The sequence below is a fragment of the Rhodanobacter sp. OR87 genome, from assembly GCF_000473345.1.
Lineage (GTDB): Bacteria > Pseudomonadota > Gammaproteobacteria > Xanthomonadales > Rhodanobacteraceae > Rhodanobacter > Rhodanobacter denitrificans.
Map to the genome: position 1 here is coordinate 190,700 of NZ_AXBJ01000005.1, position 18,383 is coordinate 209,082.

The 18,383-nt window shown below is 67.6% G+C and carries 17 protein-coding genes; 9 read left to right on the forward strand and 8 right to left on the reverse strand.

The genetic code is table 11. The annotated features are described in order from the left end of the window. Positions 1-11: 11 nt before the first annotated feature. Both rpsI and rplM read right to left on the reverse strand, forming a co-directional pair. Positions 12-404 (reverse strand): 30S ribosomal protein S9, encoded by a 393-nt coding sequence (gene rpsI / locus RHOOR87_RS0106760; RefSeq protein ID WP_007509587.1) that lies wholly within the window; start codon positions 402-404, stop codon positions 12-14. Between the two features lie 10 nt (positions 405-414). Further along, positions 415-843 carry a 50S ribosomal protein L13 gene (rplM, locus tag RHOOR87_RS0106765; RefSeq protein ID WP_007509589.1) on the reverse strand — a complete coding sequence of 143 codons (429 nt, stop codon included), beginning with the start codon at positions 841-843 and terminating at the stop codon, positions 415-417. Between the two features lie 327 nt (positions 844-1,170). On the opposite strand from rplM, the gene coq7 reads away from it, so the two are divergent. Continuing rightward, positions 1,171-1,812 carry a 2-polyprenyl-3-methyl-6-methoxy-1,4-benzoquinone monooxygenase gene (gene coq7, locus RHOOR87_RS0106770; protein ID WP_027484581.1) on the forward strand — a complete coding sequence of 214 codons (642 nt, stop codon included), beginning with the start codon at positions 1,171-1,173 and terminating at the stop codon, positions 1,810-1,812. 201 nt (positions 1,813-2,013) lie between these two features. On the opposite strand, the gene RHOOR87_RS0106775 is transcribed toward coq7, so the two are convergent. Beyond that, entirely contained in the window at positions 2,014-4,503 is a 2,490-nt protein-coding gene (locus RHOOR87_RS0106775; protein ID WP_051357935.1) for a S8 family serine peptidase, read from the reverse strand. A gap of 369 nt (positions 4,504-4,872) precedes the next feature. On the opposite strand from RHOOR87_RS0106775, the gene RHOOR87_RS0106780 reads away from it, so the two are divergent. The 6 genes from RHOOR87_RS0106780 (at position 4,873) to RHOOR87_RS0106805 (ending at position 12,332) form a co-directional block, all read left to right on the forward strand. Beyond that, entirely contained in the window at positions 4,873-5,715 is an 843-nt protein-coding gene (locus tag RHOOR87_RS0106780; protein WP_015448783.1) for a DUF6689 family protein, read from the forward strand. Positions 5,716-5,902: 187 nt separating this feature from the next. Beyond that, positions 5,903-6,745: an FHA domain-containing protein gene (locus RHOOR87_RS0106785; protein WP_027484583.1), complete on the forward strand. Its 843-nt coding sequence runs from the start codon at positions 5,903-5,905 to the stop codon at positions 6,743-6,745. Then, complete coding sequence (locus tag RHOOR87_RS0106790; protein WP_027484584.1) at positions 6,742-10,041, forward strand: serine/threonine-protein kinase; 3,300 nt, start codon at positions 6,742-6,744, stop codon at positions 10,039-10,041. Before RHOOR87_RS0106785 ends, RHOOR87_RS0106790 begins: the two co-directional genes overlap by 4 nt. Next, positions 10,038-10,769: a sensor histidine kinase gene (locus tag RHOOR87_RS0106795; protein WP_027484585.1), complete on the forward strand. Its 732-nt coding sequence runs from the start codon at positions 10,038-10,040 to the stop codon at positions 10,767-10,769. The genes RHOOR87_RS0106790 and RHOOR87_RS0106795 overlap by 4 nt, the downstream gene beginning before the upstream one ends. Positions 10,770-10,826: 57 nt before the next feature. Further along, the gene (locus RHOOR87_RS0106800) at positions 10,827-11,477 is read left to right on the forward strand and encodes a response regulator transcription factor (protein WP_007509606.1); all 651 of its coding nucleotides are present in this window, start codon (positions 10,827-10,829) and stop codon (positions 11,475-11,477) included. A 129-nt stretch (positions 11,478-11,606) separates the two neighbouring features. Beyond that, positions 11,607-12,332: a 2OG-Fe(II) oxygenase gene (locus tag RHOOR87_RS0106805; RefSeq protein WP_027484586.1), complete on the forward strand. Its 726-nt coding sequence runs from the start codon at positions 11,607-11,609 to the stop codon at positions 12,330-12,332. 82 nt (positions 12,333-12,414) lie between these two features. On the opposite strand, the gene speD is transcribed toward RHOOR87_RS0106805, so the two are convergent. Further along, on the reverse strand, positions 12,415-13,200 hold the full coding sequence (gene speD, locus RHOOR87_RS0106810; protein ID WP_007509610.1) for an adenosylmethionine decarboxylase: 786 nt from the start codon (positions 13,198-13,200) through the stop codon (positions 12,415-12,417). Positions 13,201-13,488: 288 nt separating this feature from the next. Between speD and crp the strand changes: the two genes are divergently transcribed. Then, entirely contained in the window at positions 13,489-14,190 is a 702-nt protein-coding gene (crp, locus tag RHOOR87_RS0106815; RefSeq protein WP_007509612.1) for a cAMP-activated global transcriptional regulator CRP, read from the forward strand. A gap of 93 nt (positions 14,191-14,283) precedes the next feature. Continuing rightward, positions 14,284-15,027, forward strand: coding sequence for a sulfite exporter TauE/SafE family protein (locus RHOOR87_RS0106820; protein ID WP_027484587.1), 744 nt, complete (start codon positions 14,284-14,286; stop codon positions 15,025-15,027). A gap of 3 nt (positions 15,028-15,030) precedes the next feature. Here the strand turns inward: RHOOR87_RS0106820 and RHOOR87_RS0106825 are convergent, their stop codons facing one another. The 4 genes from RHOOR87_RS0106825 to RHOOR87_RS0106840 form a co-directional block, all read right to left on the reverse strand. Beyond that, positions 15,031-15,723, reverse strand: coding sequence for a haloacid dehalogenase-like hydrolase (locus RHOOR87_RS0106825; protein ID WP_037115501.1), 693 nt, complete (start codon positions 15,721-15,723; stop codon positions 15,031-15,033). Positions 15,724-15,728: 5 nt separating this feature from the next. Beyond that, on the reverse strand, positions 15,729-16,523 hold the full coding sequence (trpC, locus tag RHOOR87_RS0106830) for an indole-3-glycerol phosphate synthase TrpC (protein WP_027484589.1): 795 nt from the start codon (positions 16,521-16,523) through the stop codon (positions 15,729-15,731). A 90-nt stretch (positions 16,524-16,613) separates the two neighbouring features. Next, positions 16,614-17,666 (reverse strand): anthranilate phosphoribosyltransferase, encoded by a 1,053-nt coding sequence (gene trpD, locus RHOOR87_RS0106835; RefSeq protein WP_043795398.1) that lies wholly within the window; start codon positions 17,664-17,666, stop codon positions 16,614-16,616. Further along, on the reverse strand, positions 17,663-18,262 hold the full coding sequence (locus RHOOR87_RS0106840; protein ID WP_027484591.1) for an aminodeoxychorismate/anthranilate synthase component II: 600 nt from the start codon (positions 18,260-18,262) through the stop codon (positions 17,663-17,665). The genes trpD and RHOOR87_RS0106840 overlap by 4 nt, the downstream gene beginning before the upstream one ends. Positions 18,263-18,383 lie beyond the last annotated feature (121 nt).

Genomic DNA, 18,383 nt, shown 5'->3' on the forward strand with positions numbered 1-18,383 from the left:
GGAAGCTTAGTTTAGCGCTTCGAGAACTGCGTGGCGCGACGCGCCTTGTGCAGACCGACCTTCTTGCGCTCGACCTCGCGGGCGTCGCGGGTCACGAAGCCAGCCTTGCGCAGCGGCGACTTCAGGCTTTCGTCGTACTCGATCAGCGCGCGGGCGATGCCCAGGCGGATTGCACCAGCCTGGCCGGTGATGCCGCCGCCGGCGACCGTCACCTTGATGTCGAACTTGTCGGTGTTCTGGGTCAGTTCGAGCGGCTGGCGCACGATCATGCACGAGGTCTCGCGGCCGAAGAACTGTTCGAGCGACTTGCCGTTGACTTCGATCGCGCCCTTGCCCTTGCGCAGGAACACGCGGGCGGCGGAGGTCTTGCGGCGGCCGGTGCCGTAATTCTGCTGGGTTGCCATGCTCATTTCCTTAGATCTCCAGCGCCTGCGGCTGCTGTGCGGTATGCGGATGCTCGGCGCCGCCGTAGACCTTGAGCTTGCGATACATCTCGCGGCCCAGCGGGTTCTTCGGCAGCATGCCCTTGACGGCGATCTCGATCACGCGCTCCGGGTAGGTCGCCAGCAGGTCCTTCAGGCTGGTGGTCTTCAGGTTGCCGACGTAACCGGTGAAGCGGTGGTACATCTTGTCGTCCAGCTTGGCGCCGGTGACCGCCACCTTCTGCGCGTTGATCACCACGATATAATCGCCGGTGTCGCAGTGCGGGGTGTATTCCGGCTTGTGCTTGCCGCGCAGACGACGGGCGATTTCGGTCGACAGGCGACCGAGCGTCTTGTTCGTGGCGTCGACCACGAACCAGTCGCGCTTGACGTTGTCGGCATTGGCGCTAAACGTTTTCATTTCAGAATACCTGTCTGCCGCCGTGAGGCGGTACGCATGATTCAGGAAAGCATGCTTCGGTGGAACAAAGGCGCGAGATGATAGCGGAGCCGTCATCCACGGCGCAAGCCTGCCGGTCGGCAAGCTGTGAGCTGGCAATGATAGCATGACCGGCAGGGTGCTTGAAAAGCCCCCAGCACGCGCCCGCTGGACGTGTGGCCAAGCCGGCTGCCCAAGGCGTCGGTGGCGGGTCTCTGCCGCCGGTATCGACGCACCGGGACTGGCCCCGGCACCTGCCGGCCTTGCCGGCCCAACAACTCGAACAGCTCCCCCGAACCAGGAAAGCCCATGACCGTGCGCACACTGAGCCCCCTCGACCGCCTGCTCGCCGGTTGTGAACGCGCGCTGGAGGCGATCGCCGGTTCACCGCAGTCGCATCGGCGCTCACCCGCCCGCGGCATCGCCGAGACGGACATGGACGACGCCGACCGCCGCCACGCCGCCGGCCTGATGCGCGTCAACCACACCGGCGAGGTCTGCGCGCAGGCGCTGTACTTCGGCCAGGCCGCGCTGGCACGCCATGCCGACAACCGCCAGCACCTGCTGCATGCCGCCGTCGAGGAAACCGACCACTTGGCCTGGTGCGCCGAGCGCCTGCAGCAACTGGACAGCCGCCCGAGCCTGCTCAACCCGCTGTGGTACGCCGGCAGCTACGCGATCGGTGCCGCCGCCGCGCTGGCCGGCGATCCGCTCAGCCTGGGCTTCGTGGTCGAGACCGAGCGCCAGGTGGAGGCACACCTGGCCGAGCACCTGGAAAAGCTGCCCATGCAGGACGCGCGCTCGCGCGCGGTGCTGACCCAGATGCAGTCGGACGAGATTCGCCACGCGCAGGCCGCGCAGGCACGCGGCGGCGTCGAGCTGCCCGCGCCGCTGCCAACACTGATGCGGCTCAGCTCGTTGGTGATGAAAGCGGTGGCTTATCGCATATAGGCCCGGCTTCCCGCGAACGTGGCGGCACTTTGCTGCCGGATAATGCGCGAGGCCCGGCGGCGCATTCCCAGAAGCCGGTAATCTGCCGAATGGCGTTCGGCGCGGAATTGAAACTCCGGAAAACGGTCGACACCCAACGAACAATGCGGCCCGGTTCCCCGGGCCGCATTGCGAATCCAACGCTTGCTCGGCTTTCCCAGCTTACTTGCCGCTTTGGTAAAGCGAGAGGTAGCGACCGGCTGCGACGGCATAGGCAGCGCGGGTGACCGAGAGACTCGGATCGAAGTAGGCGTGCAGGGTCGGCTGCAAGTCATACGGCCCCTGGACCACCGTGAAACGCGCATTGATGACGCCGCGATCCAGCGCCAGCTGCACGTAACCACGCAGGTTGGCCGGAATCGAAGCCGCATCGTCGAGCGGGATGCGCCGGCCATCGTAGAACGCGGTGAGAGTGCCGGTAAACGAGCGCGCCTCATTCTGCAACGCCAGGCTTTGCACCAGGGAGTAGGCGAGGCCAAGTCGACTGACGCTGTCGTTCGACCGGAACGCGCCGTTCGGCTGCAGGGTCATCACGCCGTCCTGGCCATTGCTCAGATCACGCAAGGCACCCCCACGGGCGATGGCCGATTCGGCAAACGGATACATGCTGTCGCTGGCACCGACATCGGTAAAGCTGGGCTTGCCGGAGAACGGCAGGTATTGGCGCACGCTGGCGCCCATCAGCAGGTATTGCGCCAGTTCGCCACGCTTGAGGAACTGGTCGGGACGGAACTGCCCGTTCGGATAACCGTCGACGAGGCGGTTGGCAACGGCGAACTGGATCGCCGACCTGGCCGGATGATTGGCGATGTCGCTGAGCCCGGTGTAACCGCCGCTGTTCAGGAAGCCGACCTCGCCGGCCACCGTGCCGGGCGCCGCATAGCCGTTGGTGACCTTGGCCGGATCGAGGCCGACGCCGGAGACCGAACCGATGCCGCGCACGGTAACCCGCCACACGCCCGGCTTGGCCGGCGCGCCGGTGGTGACCGTATCGCCGATGACCGGCAGGGCGATCGACGAGCCATAGCGCACGCCGTCCGGGTCGATCAGCACCAGCGCCAGGGTGTTGGCGTCGATGGTGGCGCGCGCGCTCACCCACGCCGTCTCCGGCCCGACCGTGAAGGACTGCTCGCCCACCGGGCCCACCGGCGCGAAGTTCACCGAGAACGGCACCGGCGGCGGTCCGGCGACGATCACCTGGTTGCTGTTGAAGCTGTTCAGCGCGTTCACCGTCGCGCCGAAACCGGTACGCACGCCAGCGGCTTCGGCCACGGCGGTATAGGCGTTGATGTGCCCCGCGCCGGCTTCCCACGGCAGTCGACCGGTCATGTTGGTGGCGGTACGCGCGATGATGTCGCGGACATTCGCCGGGGTGAGGTTCGGGTTGGCCTCGAGCATCAGCGCGACGATGCCCGCCACGTGCGGCGTGGCCATCGAGGTACCGCTCATCACGGTGTAGAACGGCAAGTTGGCCGGCGAAAGAGTCGCCGCGTCTTTTTCAGCCGCAAGTGCCGGCAGCGTGCCCGTGCTGTCGCGGGTGGAGACGATGTCTACGCCAGGGGCCACGATGGTCGGCTGGTTGACGTAGGTCCACTGCACGCCGTCGGGCATCCTGAAAGTACCCGACTCGCCACGCTTGCCGCGCGAGGAAAAACCGGTCAGCACGCCGTTCTTCTCGCCGGCGCCAACCGAAATGACCCAGGGAGCCTGGGCATACGGGTTGTGGGTATCTTCACCCGGACCGTCGTTGCCGGCGGCGAACACGCTGACGATGCCGCGCTTGTACAGCTCGTAGGTGGCGATGTTGACCGGGTTCGCCGGATCGAATTTGCCCGAGCTGCCCCAGGAGTTGCTGGTCACGCGGATCGGGTTGTGGAAACTGAACTGGTTGGTCGCGGCGTAGTCGAGGCCGCCGACCGCGTCAAGGATGAGCAACACCGCACCGGAACCGTAGCCGACCAAATCGGCGCCCGGCGCCACCCCGCGGTACAGGCCATTCGAGCGCGCGCCGGTGCCGCCGATGGTGCCGGCGCAGTGGGTGCCGTGGCCCGAACCCCAGTCGGTATTGGGCACGCCCTCGACGTAGGTGATCGGCAGCATCGAGTCGTACGCGGCGAGGTTGGTGGCGCCCTGCGCGTTTTGCACCAGATGCGGGCCATACTGCAGGTCCATATGGGTGCCGTCGACGCCGGAGTCGTTGACCAGCACGCTCACGCCCTTGCCGCTGAACGGGATCGCGCGACGGTAGTCGGCCGGGTTCTCGACCGCGCGCGCGGCGCCGGAGATCTCGCGGGCCTCCTGGTTGAGATACTCCAGCGGCGAATTGAAGAAGATCGAGACCACATCACTGTGCCGGGCCAGCGCACGGATCTGTTCCGGGGTGGCCAGCGCGCCGGCGATCGGCAGCGTGTGCATGGTCACGCCCTTGCTGATGCCCAGCGCATTGAGCTCGGCCACCTGCCCGGCCGTCACCGGGCCGGACTGCTGGTAGCTGATGACGACCTGCAACTGGTCCGTGGGGGCGGCAACACCCATCTTCGTCAGCAGTTGCGGGTCGAGCTGGGCATCGGCCAGCGCAACGCCGCTGGCCAGCAGGCCTGCCGCCACGGCACAGAGGCGGAAGGTCCTGCGTTTGACGTTTGGAACAAACATGGACGACATAGTGATGGCTCCGGAGATTCGCCCGCCGGAAATGGGGCGCCCCCGGAGTATCCCGACCGACATGGCGGCTTCTCCATCCGGGATTGCACCCACCCGCCACAGGGGAAATCACCCACGCCTCCATTCCGCTGGCATCCCGATATCCACGCCCCGGCCGATTGGCAGCAGCGCGCATGTCGATCAGCGGAGGGCGCCGCCCGCGATTGTCCGCACTCCGGCGAGCGTGCCACCGGGCACCAGACGCGCCCGTACTGAGTGAACTCCCCTATTGGCGCCACCGCACCGGATCGGCTAGGTTCAGGCGTTCGCACGATTTTCCGAACGCCTACCGTCATCGGCGTCGCATTGCAGGAGTCCGTCATGCCGAAATTCGCTCTCACCGCCAAGCTGGTGTTCGGCCTGGCCCTTTGCCTGTGCGCCCCGCTGGCCCTGGCGCAGAACTTGCCTGTCACCGTCGCGGTCGCCGGCAACGTGGCGACGGTGCGGGTCGACCTGCCTACCCAGCAGATGCTGGCCGAAGTGATCCTGACCTTCGACGACAGCCTGGGCCTGACTCCGGGCAGTCTCGGCGTGAGTGCGCAGCTGGTGGACCTGTCCAGTCCAGCGCTGCTGGGGCGACTGCCCAATGCCAGCCTGAACCGGCTCGATCCTTCGTTTGCGCTGATGGTCACGATCGAGCCGCCGGCACTCGGTGGTCTCAGCTTTCAGCGCACCGTGCACGTCGAGGTGCATACCCATGCGCTCGCCTACACGGCAGGAAGCCAGTTGCGCCTGTTCAAGGCACCGCTGAATGGAAGCTTCCGCGACATCACCGATGAGATTGCGCCCGGCAGCGTGCGCGCACGCGGCACCACCGGGGGCTTCTCGCAGTTCCTGGTACTGACCGATCTCCGCTCCAGCAGCGAGGTGGTGACGGACAAGTTCGGCCGGCTGCAGTCGCTGATCGCGGCGCTGCCGCTGTCCGAGCGCGGACCGCTGCAGATGAACGCGGACGCGGCGCAGAGCGCCGTCAATCAGGGGCAGTTCGGCGACGCCCTGAGCTCACTCGATCAGCTGCGCGCGCGCGTGGTGAGCCGGGCCGGCACGGCGATTCCCTCGCAATGGCGGGCCACCCGCGATACCGATAACCAGGCTGGCGAACTACTGGCCGCCACCTCCACACTGGCTTTCAGTATCGGTTACCAGCGCGACTTCGGCCGCTGAAGGGTCTGACCGCGCGAAGGTGGGTGCAGGGGGCGGTACATGGCGGCCAAGCTGCTTGGCCAGACCTTGCGCGGGGCCGTCTGTGCACGCGAATGCCGTGCGCTAATATGCCTGCATGCAGGCACGGCTGACCGCATTTGTCCCGGACCACGCCGCCCTCACCCGCTCTCTGAGCCCGGGTGACCGGTTGCGGATTGGTCGTGCCGACGACTGCGGGCTGCTGCTGGAACACCCCTCGATATCGCGCGCACACGCCGAACTTTTCGCCAGCGACGACGGACGCTGGCAGCTGGCCGACCTGCGCAGCAAGAACGGCAGCTTCGTTGAAGGCGCCCGGATCGACTCTGCCTCGATCGACACGTCCTGCTGGTTGCGCTTCGGCGATGTCCATTGCGAGTTTGCGCTGCTCGACGGCGCCGCGGCGGAAGCCGACGCCAGGCGCCGCAACGAACGTCACCGCACGGCTACCGCATGCACGGCCCACCTGGACACGATTGCCCGCAAGGACCGTAGCGATGATGCCCCCGGCCAGTCGCTGCCCGACGCCAGCCTGCGCGCGGTGGCCGAGCTCGCCGGCTGCAGCCGTGGCTTCCTGCTGGTCGACACGCACGACCGCTACCGCGTCCTCGCCGCGCTCGCGCTGGATCCGTCGCAGATGATCGGTCGCGAATTCGCCGGCAGCCTCAGTGCGGTCACCCGCGCCATCGAGCAACGCCGCCCGGTCGTCTTCAACGACATCGGCGGCGATGTGTGGCCCGGCGCCTGTGCCTCGGTAGTCCAGGCCGGGTTGCGCACGCTGGTCTGTCTGCCGTTGCTCGACGGCAACCGGGTGCTCGGCGCGATCTACGCCGATCGCCGCGAACCGGGTCCGCCCCTGACCACGCTCGACCTGGAACTGCTGGAGGCGTTTGCCGACCGCACCGCGCTGTGGCTCATCGCGCGTCGCGCGCGCGAGGACCTGGCCATGTATCCATCCACGCCGCCACTCGACTGGAACAGCATCCTCACCGAGAGGATTCTGGAGACATGACGAGCCAGCCGACCGCCACTGGCATCTATGCGCACATGAACCTGGCGCCCGGCACGATGCTTGCCGGGCGTTTTCGCATCGAGGCGCTGCTCGGGGCGGGTGGCATGGGCGTGGTCTATCGTGCCCACGACACTGCGCTGGACGTGCCGGTCGCGCTCAAACTGTTGCGGCCCGAGCTGGCGGTCCGATCGGATTCCTTTGAACGATTTCGCCAGGAGCTGTTGCTCGCGCGCCAGGTTTCCAGCCCGCATGTGGTGCGCATCCACGACCTCGCCCAGCACGATGGCCACTGGCTGATCAGCATGGATTATGTCGACGGCGAAGGGCTGGACCAGCGCATCGACCGTGGCGCGATGCCGCTGGAGGACGCGTTGCGGATCGCACGGCAGATCGCTCTCGGCCTGCAGGCTGCCCATGCCCGGATGGTGGTACATCGCGACCTGAAGCCGGCCAACGTGCTCGTCGACCGCGAGGGCAACGCGTACATCAGCGACTTCGGCGTGGCCCGTTCGCTCGCCAGCAGCGGCCTCACCCTCGCCGGTACGGGCGCGGTGATCGGCACTCCCGATTACCTCTCCCCGGAACAAGCCCGCGGTGATCCGGTCGATACGCGCAGCGATCTGTATGCACTGGGCCTGATCATGCACGAGATGCTGACGGGCGCGCCTGCGTTCCAGGGCGCCACTGCCGCCGAGGCAATCGTCCAGCGACTGGTCCGCACCCCGTCGCCGGTCACCCGCGAACGCCCCGACGTGCCGGCCTGGGTCGCCCGACTGATCGAACGACTGCTGCGACCGCGTCCGGCGCACCGACTGCCGGATGCGGCCGCCGTGATCCAGGCCATAGACCGCCGCGCGATGCCGCGCGATCTGCGTGCGCATCGTCGCGCCTGGCTCGCAACGATAGCCTTGCTGGCCTCGATCGGCATCACGGGCACGCTTTGGTGGATGCCACACGACAAGACGACCGGCAACGACGCCTCGCCACCGCTCCATCGGGTTCTGGTGTTGCCGTTGCGTGGCGCGGCACTGCCGGTACCGCGCGTGATCGCACTGGACGCCTACCTGCGCGCGACCCTGTTCGCGCTGCCCGGTGTCGCCAGCGTCGATACCGACCGGACCTTCCAGGCGCTGCGCCAGCTGGACGCGGCCGGCAGCACCCCCGACCCGGCCGCGCTGCGCCGCCTTGCTGCTGCCGATCGCACCTTGTCCCCGGATCTGCGCCAACGCAACGGTCACTGGTACGTGCACGCCGAGCTGCGCAAGGACGACGCCGCGACGCAGACCCTGGACGGTCCGCCAGCCGCCGACGCGGCCACCGCCTTGCATGCCTGGCTCGCCCAGCCGGCCCTGGCCAAGGCACTCGGCGCACCTGCGCCCGCACCCGAGCTGAAACTGCCCGCCGAAGTCGCGACGCTGGATGCATTTGGCGCGGTCCTGCAGGCGCGTGAGAACGACAACATCCCTGCCGCACTGGCGGATTTGCGCGCCATCACCCGGCGCGAGCGTAACGACCCTGTGCTGTGGCACGCCCAGCTGCGCCTTGCGCAGGCGGTCGGCGAGCGCGATGTGGCGCTCGACGCCATCGAACAGGGGCAGCGTGCGGCCAACGCCGCGCCTGTCCGCCTGCAACGCGTGTTCGCCGCGGAGCGCGCGCTGTACGATGGCGACGTTCCGGCTGCGATCGCGCAATGGCGTGCGCAACTGGCTGAAACACCCGACGACACCCTGACCGACCTGCAACTCGCGCGAGCCCAGGGCGGCGGCGGGGATTTTCGTGCCGCCATGGCCAGACTGTCACAACTTACCGCTCGCGACGGCGACGACCCGCGCGCCTGGTTCGAGCTGGGCAAGTTCTCGATCATGCAAGGTGAGGCGAGGCGCGCCGTCGACGATTATCTGGTGCGCGCGCTGGTGCTCTACAAGCGCGGCAGAAACCCCTATGGAGTCGCGGAAACAACCAATGCGCTCGGCATCGGCTACGGCCGCCTCGGCCAGACCGCCAATGCCGAGGAGCAATACCGCAAGGCCGCGACGCTCCAGCGCGATGTCGGCAACCGCCGTGGCGTGGCCACCAGCCTGCGCAATCTGGCCAACGTGTTGAGCCTTCGCGGGGCCTTTGACGAAGCCGGCAACGCACTTGCGCAGGCCCGTGCGCTGACGGTCGAACTCGACGACCGCGAGGGGCTGGCTGCCGTGGACAACGAACTCGGCGTGCTTGCCGAGGAACGCGGCGACTACCTCGGGGCACTCGAAGCCTACCGTCGTGCGTTGCAGGGCTGGCAGCAGGTCGGCGACGCACATGGACTGGCCCAGGCACTCAACGATATTGGCTTCGCCAACTTCCAGCTCGGCCGGTACGACGACGCGCAGAGCTACTGGCAACGCACCGCGGAAAGTGAGGCTGGCCTCGGCGACACCGGCCGCATCCGCACCGGGCAGAACCTGGGGCTGCTGGCGGCGGCGCGTGGCCATTGGCAGGAGGCGCGCAAACTGCAGGAAGGCGCGCTGGCCGAAGCTGAAAGGCAGCAGATGCCCGAGGAGGCGGCCGTGAGCCGGCGCAATCTGGCCAAGCTCGCGTTGATGCAGGGCGATCTGGCCGATTCGCTCGCCCAGGCCGACAAGGCCATCGCCCTGTTCAGCCAGCGCAGCGATCAGCGTGGCGAAGCCGACACGCGCCTGTTGCGCGTGCAGGCACTGCTCGCCGCGGGCGCTGAGGCCGCGGCACGGCGCGAACTCAAACCGCTCGAAAGTACCGACCCCGGCACCTCAGTCGAACAGCGTGCCGGGGTCGAGATCGTGCGTGCGCAACTGGCCTTGCATGCGGGTGACCTGGAGAGCACGGTCGCAGCCTTGGACAACGCACAGCCGTTGGCCAAGGCGTCGGGAGTGCGCGAACTTCAGCTGCGGGTCGCGCTGCTGCGCGCGCATATCGACCCGCGTGCCGATACCGGGCTGGATAGCGCAACCGCGATGCTCGGCAATGCCGAATTGCGGTTGGACTGGCTGACCCTGGCGATGAAACATGCGCTCGCCGCGCACGACGCGACGGCGGCACGGCGCGCCTACCGCGAAGCGATCAGCCTGATGCACGGCAGCGAGGTGCTGGGAGCGCCGCAGATATACACGTTGGGCGCCAGCGCCCAGCGGCTGGCGGGCGACGCCGCCGGAGCGGCAGCTGCCGAGCAAGCCGCGGCTGCCGCGCAGGCTGCCTTCCGGGCCAAACTGCCCACGCAACTGCGCGATGCGGGAAGTTCATCCCCCGTCCGCCGCGTGGGAGCGGACACCACGCCATGACCCGCGATACCCCGCCGCCTCCCGCCGAAGCCCACTTGCGCTACCAGCACCTGCTGCAGCGGCTCGAAGCGAGCGAGCGCGAATTCCGCCGCCTCGGCCGCTCGGTGCTGCATGTGCAGGAGGATGAGCGGCGCCGCCTCGCGCGCGATCTGCATGATGGCGTCGGCCAGAACCTGACGGCGCTCAAGCATCGACTCGCGCAGATCGGCGACGCGCTGCCGGCGGAACTGGGGGCGTTGCGTGCCAGCCTCGACGAGGCGATCGCGTTGTGCGCCGATACCCTCGACGACACCCGCCAACTCTCGCGGCTGTTGCGTCCGCCGATCCTCGACGACCTCGGCCTGGAACCGGCGCTGCGCTGGCTGGCGCGCAGCCTCGGCGAAGCCGCCGGCATCGCGATCACCGTGGAAATCGAACCGCTGCCCGCCCTCGACGAGGAGTTGCAGACGCTGCTGTTCCGCGTCGCCCAGGAAGCCCTCAACAACGTGGCCAAGCATGCCGGTGCACGCAGCGTACTGGTGCATCTGGTCGAGCGCAGCGGCCGCATGCAACTGCAGATCGTCGACGACGGATGCGGCTTTGACCCGGTGCAGACACAGGCCGCCGGCGGCACTGGCCTGGGCGGTATCCGCGAACGCCTGCAATTGTTCAACGGCCAGTTCGAGCTGCGTTCCACTTCCGGCCATGGCACCCGTCTGCGCGCAGTCGTGCCGCTGGACAATCGTTGACTCATGCACGCCCGGTTGCGCTTGACGCAACCGGAGATGGCGTGCAGGGTATCCCACATGCCGCCCAAGCCCATCCGCGTCCTGCTCGTGGACGATCACAACCTGGTCCGCGAGAGCCTCGTCGGGATCCTGCAGAGTGATGGCGACATCGAGGTCATCGCGCAGGCGGCCGACGGCGTCGAGGCCATCGGCAAGGCATTGGCCACTCGCCCGGATATCGTCATCACCGACCTGTCGATGCCGCGCCTGAACGGCATCGAGCTCGTGCGCCGTCTGAACCAGGAGTTGCCGGGCACGCGCGTGCTGGTGCTGACCATGCACCAGGAGGACCAGTACGTGCTGCAGGCCGTGCGCGTCGGAGCCAGTGGCTACCTGGTCAAGGACAGCGCGGCGGCTGAACTGCTTGCCGCCGTACGCAACGTCCATGCCGGACGCGGGCATTTCGGACCGCATGCCTCGCGCGCGCTGGCGGAGCAGCTGCAACACCCGGAGCGCCTGCCGGACGATCGCTACGAACTCCTCACCGCGCGCGAACGCGAAGTTTTCAGGCTGATTGCCGAGGGCCTGACCACCAAGGAGATCGCGCGCCGGCTGTCGATCAGCACCAAGACGGCGGAAAACCACCGCACCCGTGTGCTGACCAAGATCGCCGTACGCAATACCGCCGAGCTTGTGCGATATGCGCTGCGCCGCGGATTGCTCGACTAGAGATCCGCAGGACGGCACTGCCGCGGCTTGCCGCGCTCCGGCGTGTTCAAGACATGCCTGCAGCGTGCCATGATGGGCACCTGTACTTTTCCTGCTCATTCCGCGCGCTGCGTGCCAACGGTTTCCCGCATGCCCACTGCCCCTGATGCCGCCGATGGCTCGCCCGATTTCATCGAGACGTACCCCGACGCCCTGACTGCAGCACAGCGCGCGGCGCTGGTGGAACGTTTTGCGGCAAGCGGGAAAACCCGACCGGGCCGGGTCGGCGGCGGTGTGCTGCCCGAACTGAAGGACAGCCAGGATCTCGCCCTCAGCGAACAGGCCGACTGGCGTGACGCGGAAGCGTTGCTCAATCAGGCGGTGTTCCGCGGCCTGCTGGCGTACCTGCGGCGGTATCCGCACGTGCTGATTGCCCCGCTGATGCTCGAGGTTCCGGGACCGGGCGGCACCCGCCATCGACTCACACCCGAGCGCCTCCGGGCCATGAACGACGACGCGCTGTCGTCGATGGCGGAAATGGTCTTCCGACCGGGTGCGATCAACCTGCAGCGCTACAGTGCGGGGCGCGGCGGCTATCCCTATTGGCATTGCGAACTGTACCCACGCGACCCGCGCGCGGACACCTTGCACCGGCACCTGCTGTGGACGATCTACCTCAACGACGGCTTCACCGAGGGGGAAACCGAGTTCCTCCATCAGCGGCGGAAAATCGTTCCGCGCGCCGGCACGCTGCTGCTGGCACCGGCTTCGTTCACCCACACCCACCGCGGCAACCGCCCGCAAGGCGGCGACAAGATCATCGCGACGAGCTGGGTACTGTTCCAGCGCGCCGAGCAGTTGTTCGGCGGAAGCTGAACGGCACGTGCGGCATGGCGTAATTCCGACGGAAATCCCGGCGGGAAGTCGAGAAAAAACCCGCCTCCCGGCGGGTTTTCCGTTACATCAAGTTGCGCCCGTGGAACAGTTCCTCGATCTCGCGGCGCAGCAGCGACTCGATGCGCTGGCGTTCCTTGAACGAGAGGTCGTCGGCGTGCGACTCGAACAGGTAGGTGTCGAGGTCGAAGTCCTTGATGTGCATCTTCGTGTGGAACATGTTCTCCTGGTACACGTTGACGTCGAACATCTCGTATTTCTGGCGGATGTGCTTGGCCAGGTAGTCCTGCACCGAGTTGATCTTGTGGTCGATGAAGTGCTTCTTGCCCTTCACGTCGCGGGTGAAGCCACGCACGCGGTAGTCGCACACCACGATGTCCGACTCGAAGCTGTCGATCAGGTAGTTCAGCGCCTTCAGCGGCGAGATCACGCCGCAGGTGGCCACGTCGATGTCGGCGCGGAAGGTGGCGATGCCGTTGTGCGGATGCGTTTCCGGGTAGGTGTGGACGGTGATGTGGCTCTTGTCCATGTGCGCCACCACGGCGCCCGCGATGGAATCGCGACCGAGCTTCTCGACCACCGGCTCCTCGGAGATCAGGATGGTCACCGAGGCGCCCTGCGGGTCGTAGTCCTGGCGGGCCACGTTCAGGATGTTCGCGCCGATGATCTCGGCCACGTCGGTGAGGATCTGGGTGAGGCGGTCGGCGTCGTACTGCTCGTCGATGTACTCGATGTAGCGCTGGCGCTGGTCCTCGGACACCGCGTAGCAGATGTCGTAGATGTTGAAGCTCAACGCCTTGGTCAGGTTGTTGAAACCCTGCAGGCGCAGACGGGGGAGTGGCTTGACCACGGGCGGCTCTCCATGACCGAACGCTCGGCCAGCAGCAGAGGCGGGTTAGCGACAAGGGTCCCCGCGATTGGTGTGAAGCGCAGGCGTACAGCCTGCACGACCCTTGTGAACCGCATGCGACGACCCCGTCGCACCCGGAAGACCGCGAAGTATGCGGCAAAAAGAAAAGAAATTGAACCTGCGACAATCGCTCAGGTTTGCCATAATGCCAGCTTGCAAGGATGGTCCATGAGCACGCACGGCGTGTGGCAACGGTTGCCACTGTTCAATGACAACCACCGGTAGGGGATGATCGTGGCGCAACTCAAGTACCAGCTCCAACAGGCTTTCGAACGCTCGCAGGCGCCGCTGGGCTTTGCCCCGGACCCGGCCGCAATGGAACGCTTCCTGGCGCTGTGCCATCGACGACGCTACCCGGGCAAGACCGCGATCATCCGCCCCGGCGACCCGGCCAACACCTTGTACTACGTGATCGAGGGCTCGCTGGCGGTGTGCACCGAGGATGAGCAGGGACGCGAACTGATCCTTGCCTATATCAGCCGCGGCCAGTTCATCGGCGAGATGGGCCTGTTCGTGGAGCAGGCCCAGCGCGAGTCGATGGTGCGCACGCGCACCCCGTGCGAGATGGCCGAGGTCAGCTACGAGCGCCTGTTCCAGCTGATGGAAGGCCCGCTGCGCGAGGAATGCCCGAAGATCCTGTTCGCGATCGGCTCGCAGTTGACCAACCGCCTGCTGCGCACCTCGCGCCAGGTCAGCCGGATGGCCTTCATGGACGTCACCAACCGCATCTCGCGCACCCTGCTCGACCTGTGCCAGGAGCCGGATTCGATGACCCATCCGGACGGCACCCAGATCCGCATCTCGCGCCAGGAAGTCAGCCGCATCGTCGGCTGCTCGCGCGAGATGGTCGGCCGCGTGCTCAAGCAGCTGGAGGAGCAGCGCATGATCGACGTCGCCGGCAAGACCATCGTGGTGCGCGGCACGCGCTGAGCCCTCGTGGAGTTCGCCACGTTCGACGTCTGAACCGGTTTTTTACGCAGACTGGTCGAGGATGGCGCTCCGCCACCGGCAGCGAGACAACGCTTGGATTACGGACAGTTCTTCGTCTTCGCCGGTGTCGGCTTGCTCGCGCAACTGGTCGATGGCGCGCTGGGCATGGCCTACGGGCTGGTCTCCAACTCGATCCTGCTGGCGCTGGGGCTGCCGCCGGCGGTGGCCAGCGCCACCGTGCACACTGCCGAAGTGTTCACCACCGGCGTCTCCGGCGCGGCGCATGCCTGGTTCGGCAACGTACGCTGGAAGTTGTTCTGGCAACTGGCCATCCCCGGCGCGATCGGCGGCATCCTCGGCGCGACCTTCCTGGCCAGCGTGCCGGGCGAAGCGATCCGGCCCTGGGTCAATGCCTACCTGCTGATCCTCGGCACGATGGTGCTGCTGCGCGCGTTCGGCCAGCGGCTGAGCCGCCATCGGGTACAGCACAGCGGCGTGCTGGGCTTCTTCGCCGGCCTGCTCGACGCCATCGGCGGCGGCGGCTGGGGGCCGCTGGCCACCAGCACCCTGATCGCGCGCGGCGGCGGCGTGCGCAGCACGATCGGCTCGGTCAACGCCGCCGAATTCGTGGTGACGGTGTGCGTCTCCGCCACCCTGGTCTGGCACGTCGGCGCCGGCCACTGGCCGATCGTGCTGGGCCTGCTCACCGGCGGCGTGATCGCCGCGCCGCTCGCCGCCTGGCTGGTGCACCACCTGCCCGAGCAGGCCGTGATGGCCGCGGTGGGCAGCCTGATCGTGCTGATCAGCCTGGGCCAACTGGCGCAGACGCTGCTGTAATGGCTAGAACCACTCGACGCGGGTGACCGCGCGGCCCAGCGCCTTCTCCACCTTCTTGCACAACGCGGGGGTGCCGTTGACCAGCACCGCCTCGGCGGCCAGCGCCAACATCGCCGCGTCGTACACCGAATCGCCGTAGGCGACCTGCCAGCCGCCGACGCCGTGCTCGGTCAGCGACTGCACCTTGCGGCGGCCCACGTTGTGCCGCAGCAGCCGCATGCCGAACCAGCCCGGCCTCAGCTGCGAAGCCAGCACCTCCAGCCCGGTCAGACCGAGCTGCTGCAGGATGCCGCTGGCCAGCGCGTGCTCGCAGCCGGTCACCACCAGCACGCGATCCCCCGCCAGCTGGTGCCGACGCAGTGCCTGCAGGCCGTCGCGGCAGAACTGCCTCGGCCGCCGCGCCAGCGTGGTGGCGAACGCGTTTGCCGCCAGCTGGTAGCGCCGCTCGCCCAGCCCCAGCAAGGCGATGCGCACCAGCGTGTACATCGGCCAGCGCCGCGAGAACGGACGCTGCACCAGCAACAGCGGTGAACACAGCAAGGCCAGCACGCAGCGCCACGGCGAACGCCGATAGCGCTCGCGCATGAACAGACGGAACGCATCGCCGCGGATCAGCACGCCATCGAAATCGAACAGCACCACGCGCGGCGACGCCGCGTCCGCGCCCGCCGGCATCACCGCTTCGCGTTCCGGCATCACCGTCACGGGATCGAGAACAGCCGCCGCAGCTCGGCCCCCGGGTCCTCGGCGCGCATGAACGCCTCGCCGACCAGGAACGCCTGGATGCCGCCTGCGCGCAGGCGCGCCACGTCTTCCGGGGTATGGATGCCGGATTCGGCCACCAGCACGCGGTCGTACTCGACCAGTTCCTGCAGGGCCAGCGAGGTCTCCAGCGAGGTCTCGAAGCTGCGCAGGTTGCGGTTGTTCACGCCGATCAGCGGTACCGGCAGCGCCTGCGCGCGCTCCAGTTCCTCTTCGTCGTGCACCTCGCACAGCACGTCCAGGTCGAGCTCCGCCGCCAGCAGCGACAGTTGCAGCAGCACGTCGTCGTCCAGCGCCGAGACGATCAGCAGGACGCAGTCGGCGCCGATCGCGCGCGCCTCGTACACCTGGTAGGCGTCGATGATGAAGTCCTTGCGCAGCACCGGCAGCGAGCACGCCTCGCGCGCCTGCTGCAGGAACGCCTCGCTGCCCTGGAAGAAGTCGCTGTCGGTCAGCACCGACAGGCACGCCGCGCCGGCGGCCGCGTAGCTCCTCGCGATCGCGGCCGGATCGAAGTTGGTGCGGATCAGGCCCTTGCTCGGGCTGGCCTTCTTCACTTCGGCGATCACCGCCGGCAGGCCGGCGTCGATCTTCGCCTCGATCGCCGCGGCGAAACCGCGGGTGCCGGGCAGCTCCGCGATGCGCGCGATCAGTTCGGCCTCCGGCAGCCGGCCCCGGCGCTCGGCGACCTCTTCCGCCTTGCGGGCAAGAATGCGATTGAGAATGTCGGTCATGGCATCTCACTGGTGGTATGGGAGCGCATCCCGTGCGCGGCAGGGGCACCGGCGCACCGGACTGCGGCAGCTTTGCGCACCATGTACGTCTTACGGCGGATTGGCAAGCCGTCGGGTGGCTGCCACGAACGCCTGCATTTTCGCATGCGCGGCGCCGCTGGCAATCGTGGCACGGGCCAGATCGATGCCCTCGCCGACCGAGGTGGCCACGTCGGCGGTGTACAGCGCCGCGCCGGCGTTCAGGCAGACGATGTCGTGCGCCACGCCGTGGCGACCCTGCAGCACCTCCAGCAGCATCGCCTTCGACTCGTCCGCATTTTCCACGCGCAGGTTGCGGCTGGACGCCATCGCCAGGCCGAAATCCTCCGGCTCCACCTCGTACTCGCGCACCACGCCGTCGCGCAATTCGCCGACCAGGGTCGCTGCGCCCAGCGAGATCTCGTCCAGCCCGTCGCGCCCCCACACCACCAGCGCGTGCCGCGCGCCGAGCTGCTGCAGCACGCGCACCTGGATGCCGACCAGGTCGGGGTGGAACACGCCCATCAGGATGTTCGGCGCGCCGGCCGGGTTGGTCAGCGGGCCCAGGATATTGAACAGCGTGCGCACGCCCATTTCCTTGCGCACCGGCGCCACCACCTTCATCGCCGGATGGTGGTTCGGCGCGAACATGAAGCCGATGCCGGTCTCGGCCATGCACGCGGCCACCTGTGCCGACGCCAGCTCGATCGCCGCGCCCAGCGCCTCCAGCACGTCGGCACTGCCGGACTTCGACGACACGCTGCGCCCGCCGTGCTTGGCGATGCGCGCGCCGGCCGCCGCCGCCACGAACATCGCCGTGGTGGAGATGTTGAAGCTGGAGGCGCCGTCGCCGCCGGTGCCGACGATGTCGACGAAATGCGGGTGGGCCGGCACATCCACTTTCGCCGACAGCTCGCGCATCACCCGCGCCGCGCCGGTGATCTCGCCCACGGTTTCCTTCTTCACGCGCAGCCCGGTGATGATCGCCGCGGTCATCAGCGGGCTCACCTCGCCGCGCATGATCTGGCGCATCAGCGCGATCATCTCGTCGTGGAAGATCTCGCGGTGCTCGATCGTGCGCTGCAGGGCTTCCTGCGGCGTGATGGTGATCGCGCGCGCGCTCATGCCGCCAGCTTCCGCCGCGGCAGGCCGAGGAAGTTCGCCAGCAAGTCGTGGCCGTGCTGGGTCAGGATCGACTCGGGATGGAACTGCACGCCCTCGACCGCCAGTGTCTTGTGCTTGAGGCCCATGATCTCGTCGATCGAGCCGTCCGGGTTTTCCGTCCACGCGGTGACTTCCAGGCAATCGGGCAGCGACGACTGCTCCACCACCAGCGAGTGGTAGCGCGTGGCCTCGAACGGATTGGGCAGGCCGGCAAACACGCCCTGCCCGCGATGGATCACCGGCGACGTCTTGCCGTGCATGATCTGCCTGGCGCGGATCACCTTGCCGCCGAACGCCTGGCCGATCGCCTGGTGGCCCAGGCACACGCCGAACACCGGGATCTCGCCGGCCAGCTCGCGCAGCACGTCCAGCGACACGCCCGCATCGTCCGGCGTGCCCGGCCCCGGCGAGATCATGATATGCGAGGGCTTCAGCGCGCGGATGCCCGCCACGTCCAGCGCATCGTTGCGCACCACCTTGACCGCCTGCCCCAACTCGCCCAGGTACTGCACGAGGTTGTAGGTGAAGCTGTCGTAGTTGTCGATCATCAGCAGCATGGTTACACCAACCTCGTTGAGGGAGTTTTCTACCCGGCCGCATGCGTTATGCCGGCTCGGCATCCTATTGTCGATTATCCAGCGAACATGACCACCCTCGCAGCCTTGAAACGAAGGGCAA

Excerpts from the sequence above, each read along its gene's own strand:
- rpsI (WP_007509587.1), bottom strand. The coding sequence starts at position 404 with ATGGCAACCCAGCAGAATTACGGCACCGGCCGCCGCAAGACCTCCGCC.
- rplM (WP_007509589.1), bottom strand. The coding sequence starts at position 843 with ATGAAAACGTTTAGCGCCAATGCCGACAACGTCAAGCGCGACTGGTTC.
- coq7 (WP_027484581.1), top strand. The coding sequence starts at position 1,171 with ATGACCGTGCGCACACTGAGCCCCCTCGACCGCCTGCTCGCCGGTTGT.
- RHOOR87_RS0106775 (WP_051357935.1), bottom strand. The coding sequence starts at position 4,503 with ATGTTTGTTCCAAACGTCAAACGCAGGACCTTCCGCCTCTGTGCCGTG.
- RHOOR87_RS0106780 (WP_015448783.1), top strand. The coding sequence starts at position 4,873 with ATGCCGAAATTCGCTCTCACCGCCAAGCTGGTGTTCGGCCTGGCCCTT.
- RHOOR87_RS0106790 (WP_027484584.1), top strand. The coding sequence starts at position 6,742 with ATGACGAGCCAGCCGACCGCCACTGGCATCTATGCGCACATGAACCTG.
- RHOOR87_RS0106795 (WP_027484585.1), top strand. The coding sequence starts at position 10,038 with ATGACCCGCGATACCCCGCCGCCTCCCGCCGAAGCCCACTTGCGCTAC.
- RHOOR87_RS0106800 (WP_007509606.1), top strand. The coding sequence starts at position 10,827 with ATGCCGCCCAAGCCCATCCGCGTCCTGCTCGTGGACGATCACAACCTG.
- RHOOR87_RS0106805 (WP_027484586.1), top strand. The coding sequence starts at position 11,607 with ATGCCCACTGCCCCTGATGCCGCCGATGGCTCGCCCGATTTCATCGAG.
- crp (WP_007509612.1), top strand. The coding sequence starts at position 13,489 with ATGATCGTGGCGCAACTCAAGTACCAGCTCCAACAGGCTTTCGAACGC.
- RHOOR87_RS0106825 (WP_037115501.1), bottom strand. The coding sequence starts at position 15,723 with ATGCCGGAACGCGAAGCGGTGATGCCGGCGGGCGCGGACGCGGCGTCG.
- trpC (WP_027484589.1), bottom strand. The coding sequence starts at position 16,523 with ATGACCGACATTCTCAATCGCATTCTTGCCCGCAAGGCGGAAGAGGTC.
- trpD (WP_043795398.1), bottom strand. The coding sequence starts at position 17,666 with ATGAGCGCGCGCGCGATCACCATCACGCCGCAGGAAGCCCTGCAGCGC.
- RHOOR87_RS0106840 (WP_027484591.1), bottom strand. The coding sequence starts at position 18,262 with ATGCTGCTGATGATCGACAACTACGACAGCTTCACCTACAACCTCGTG.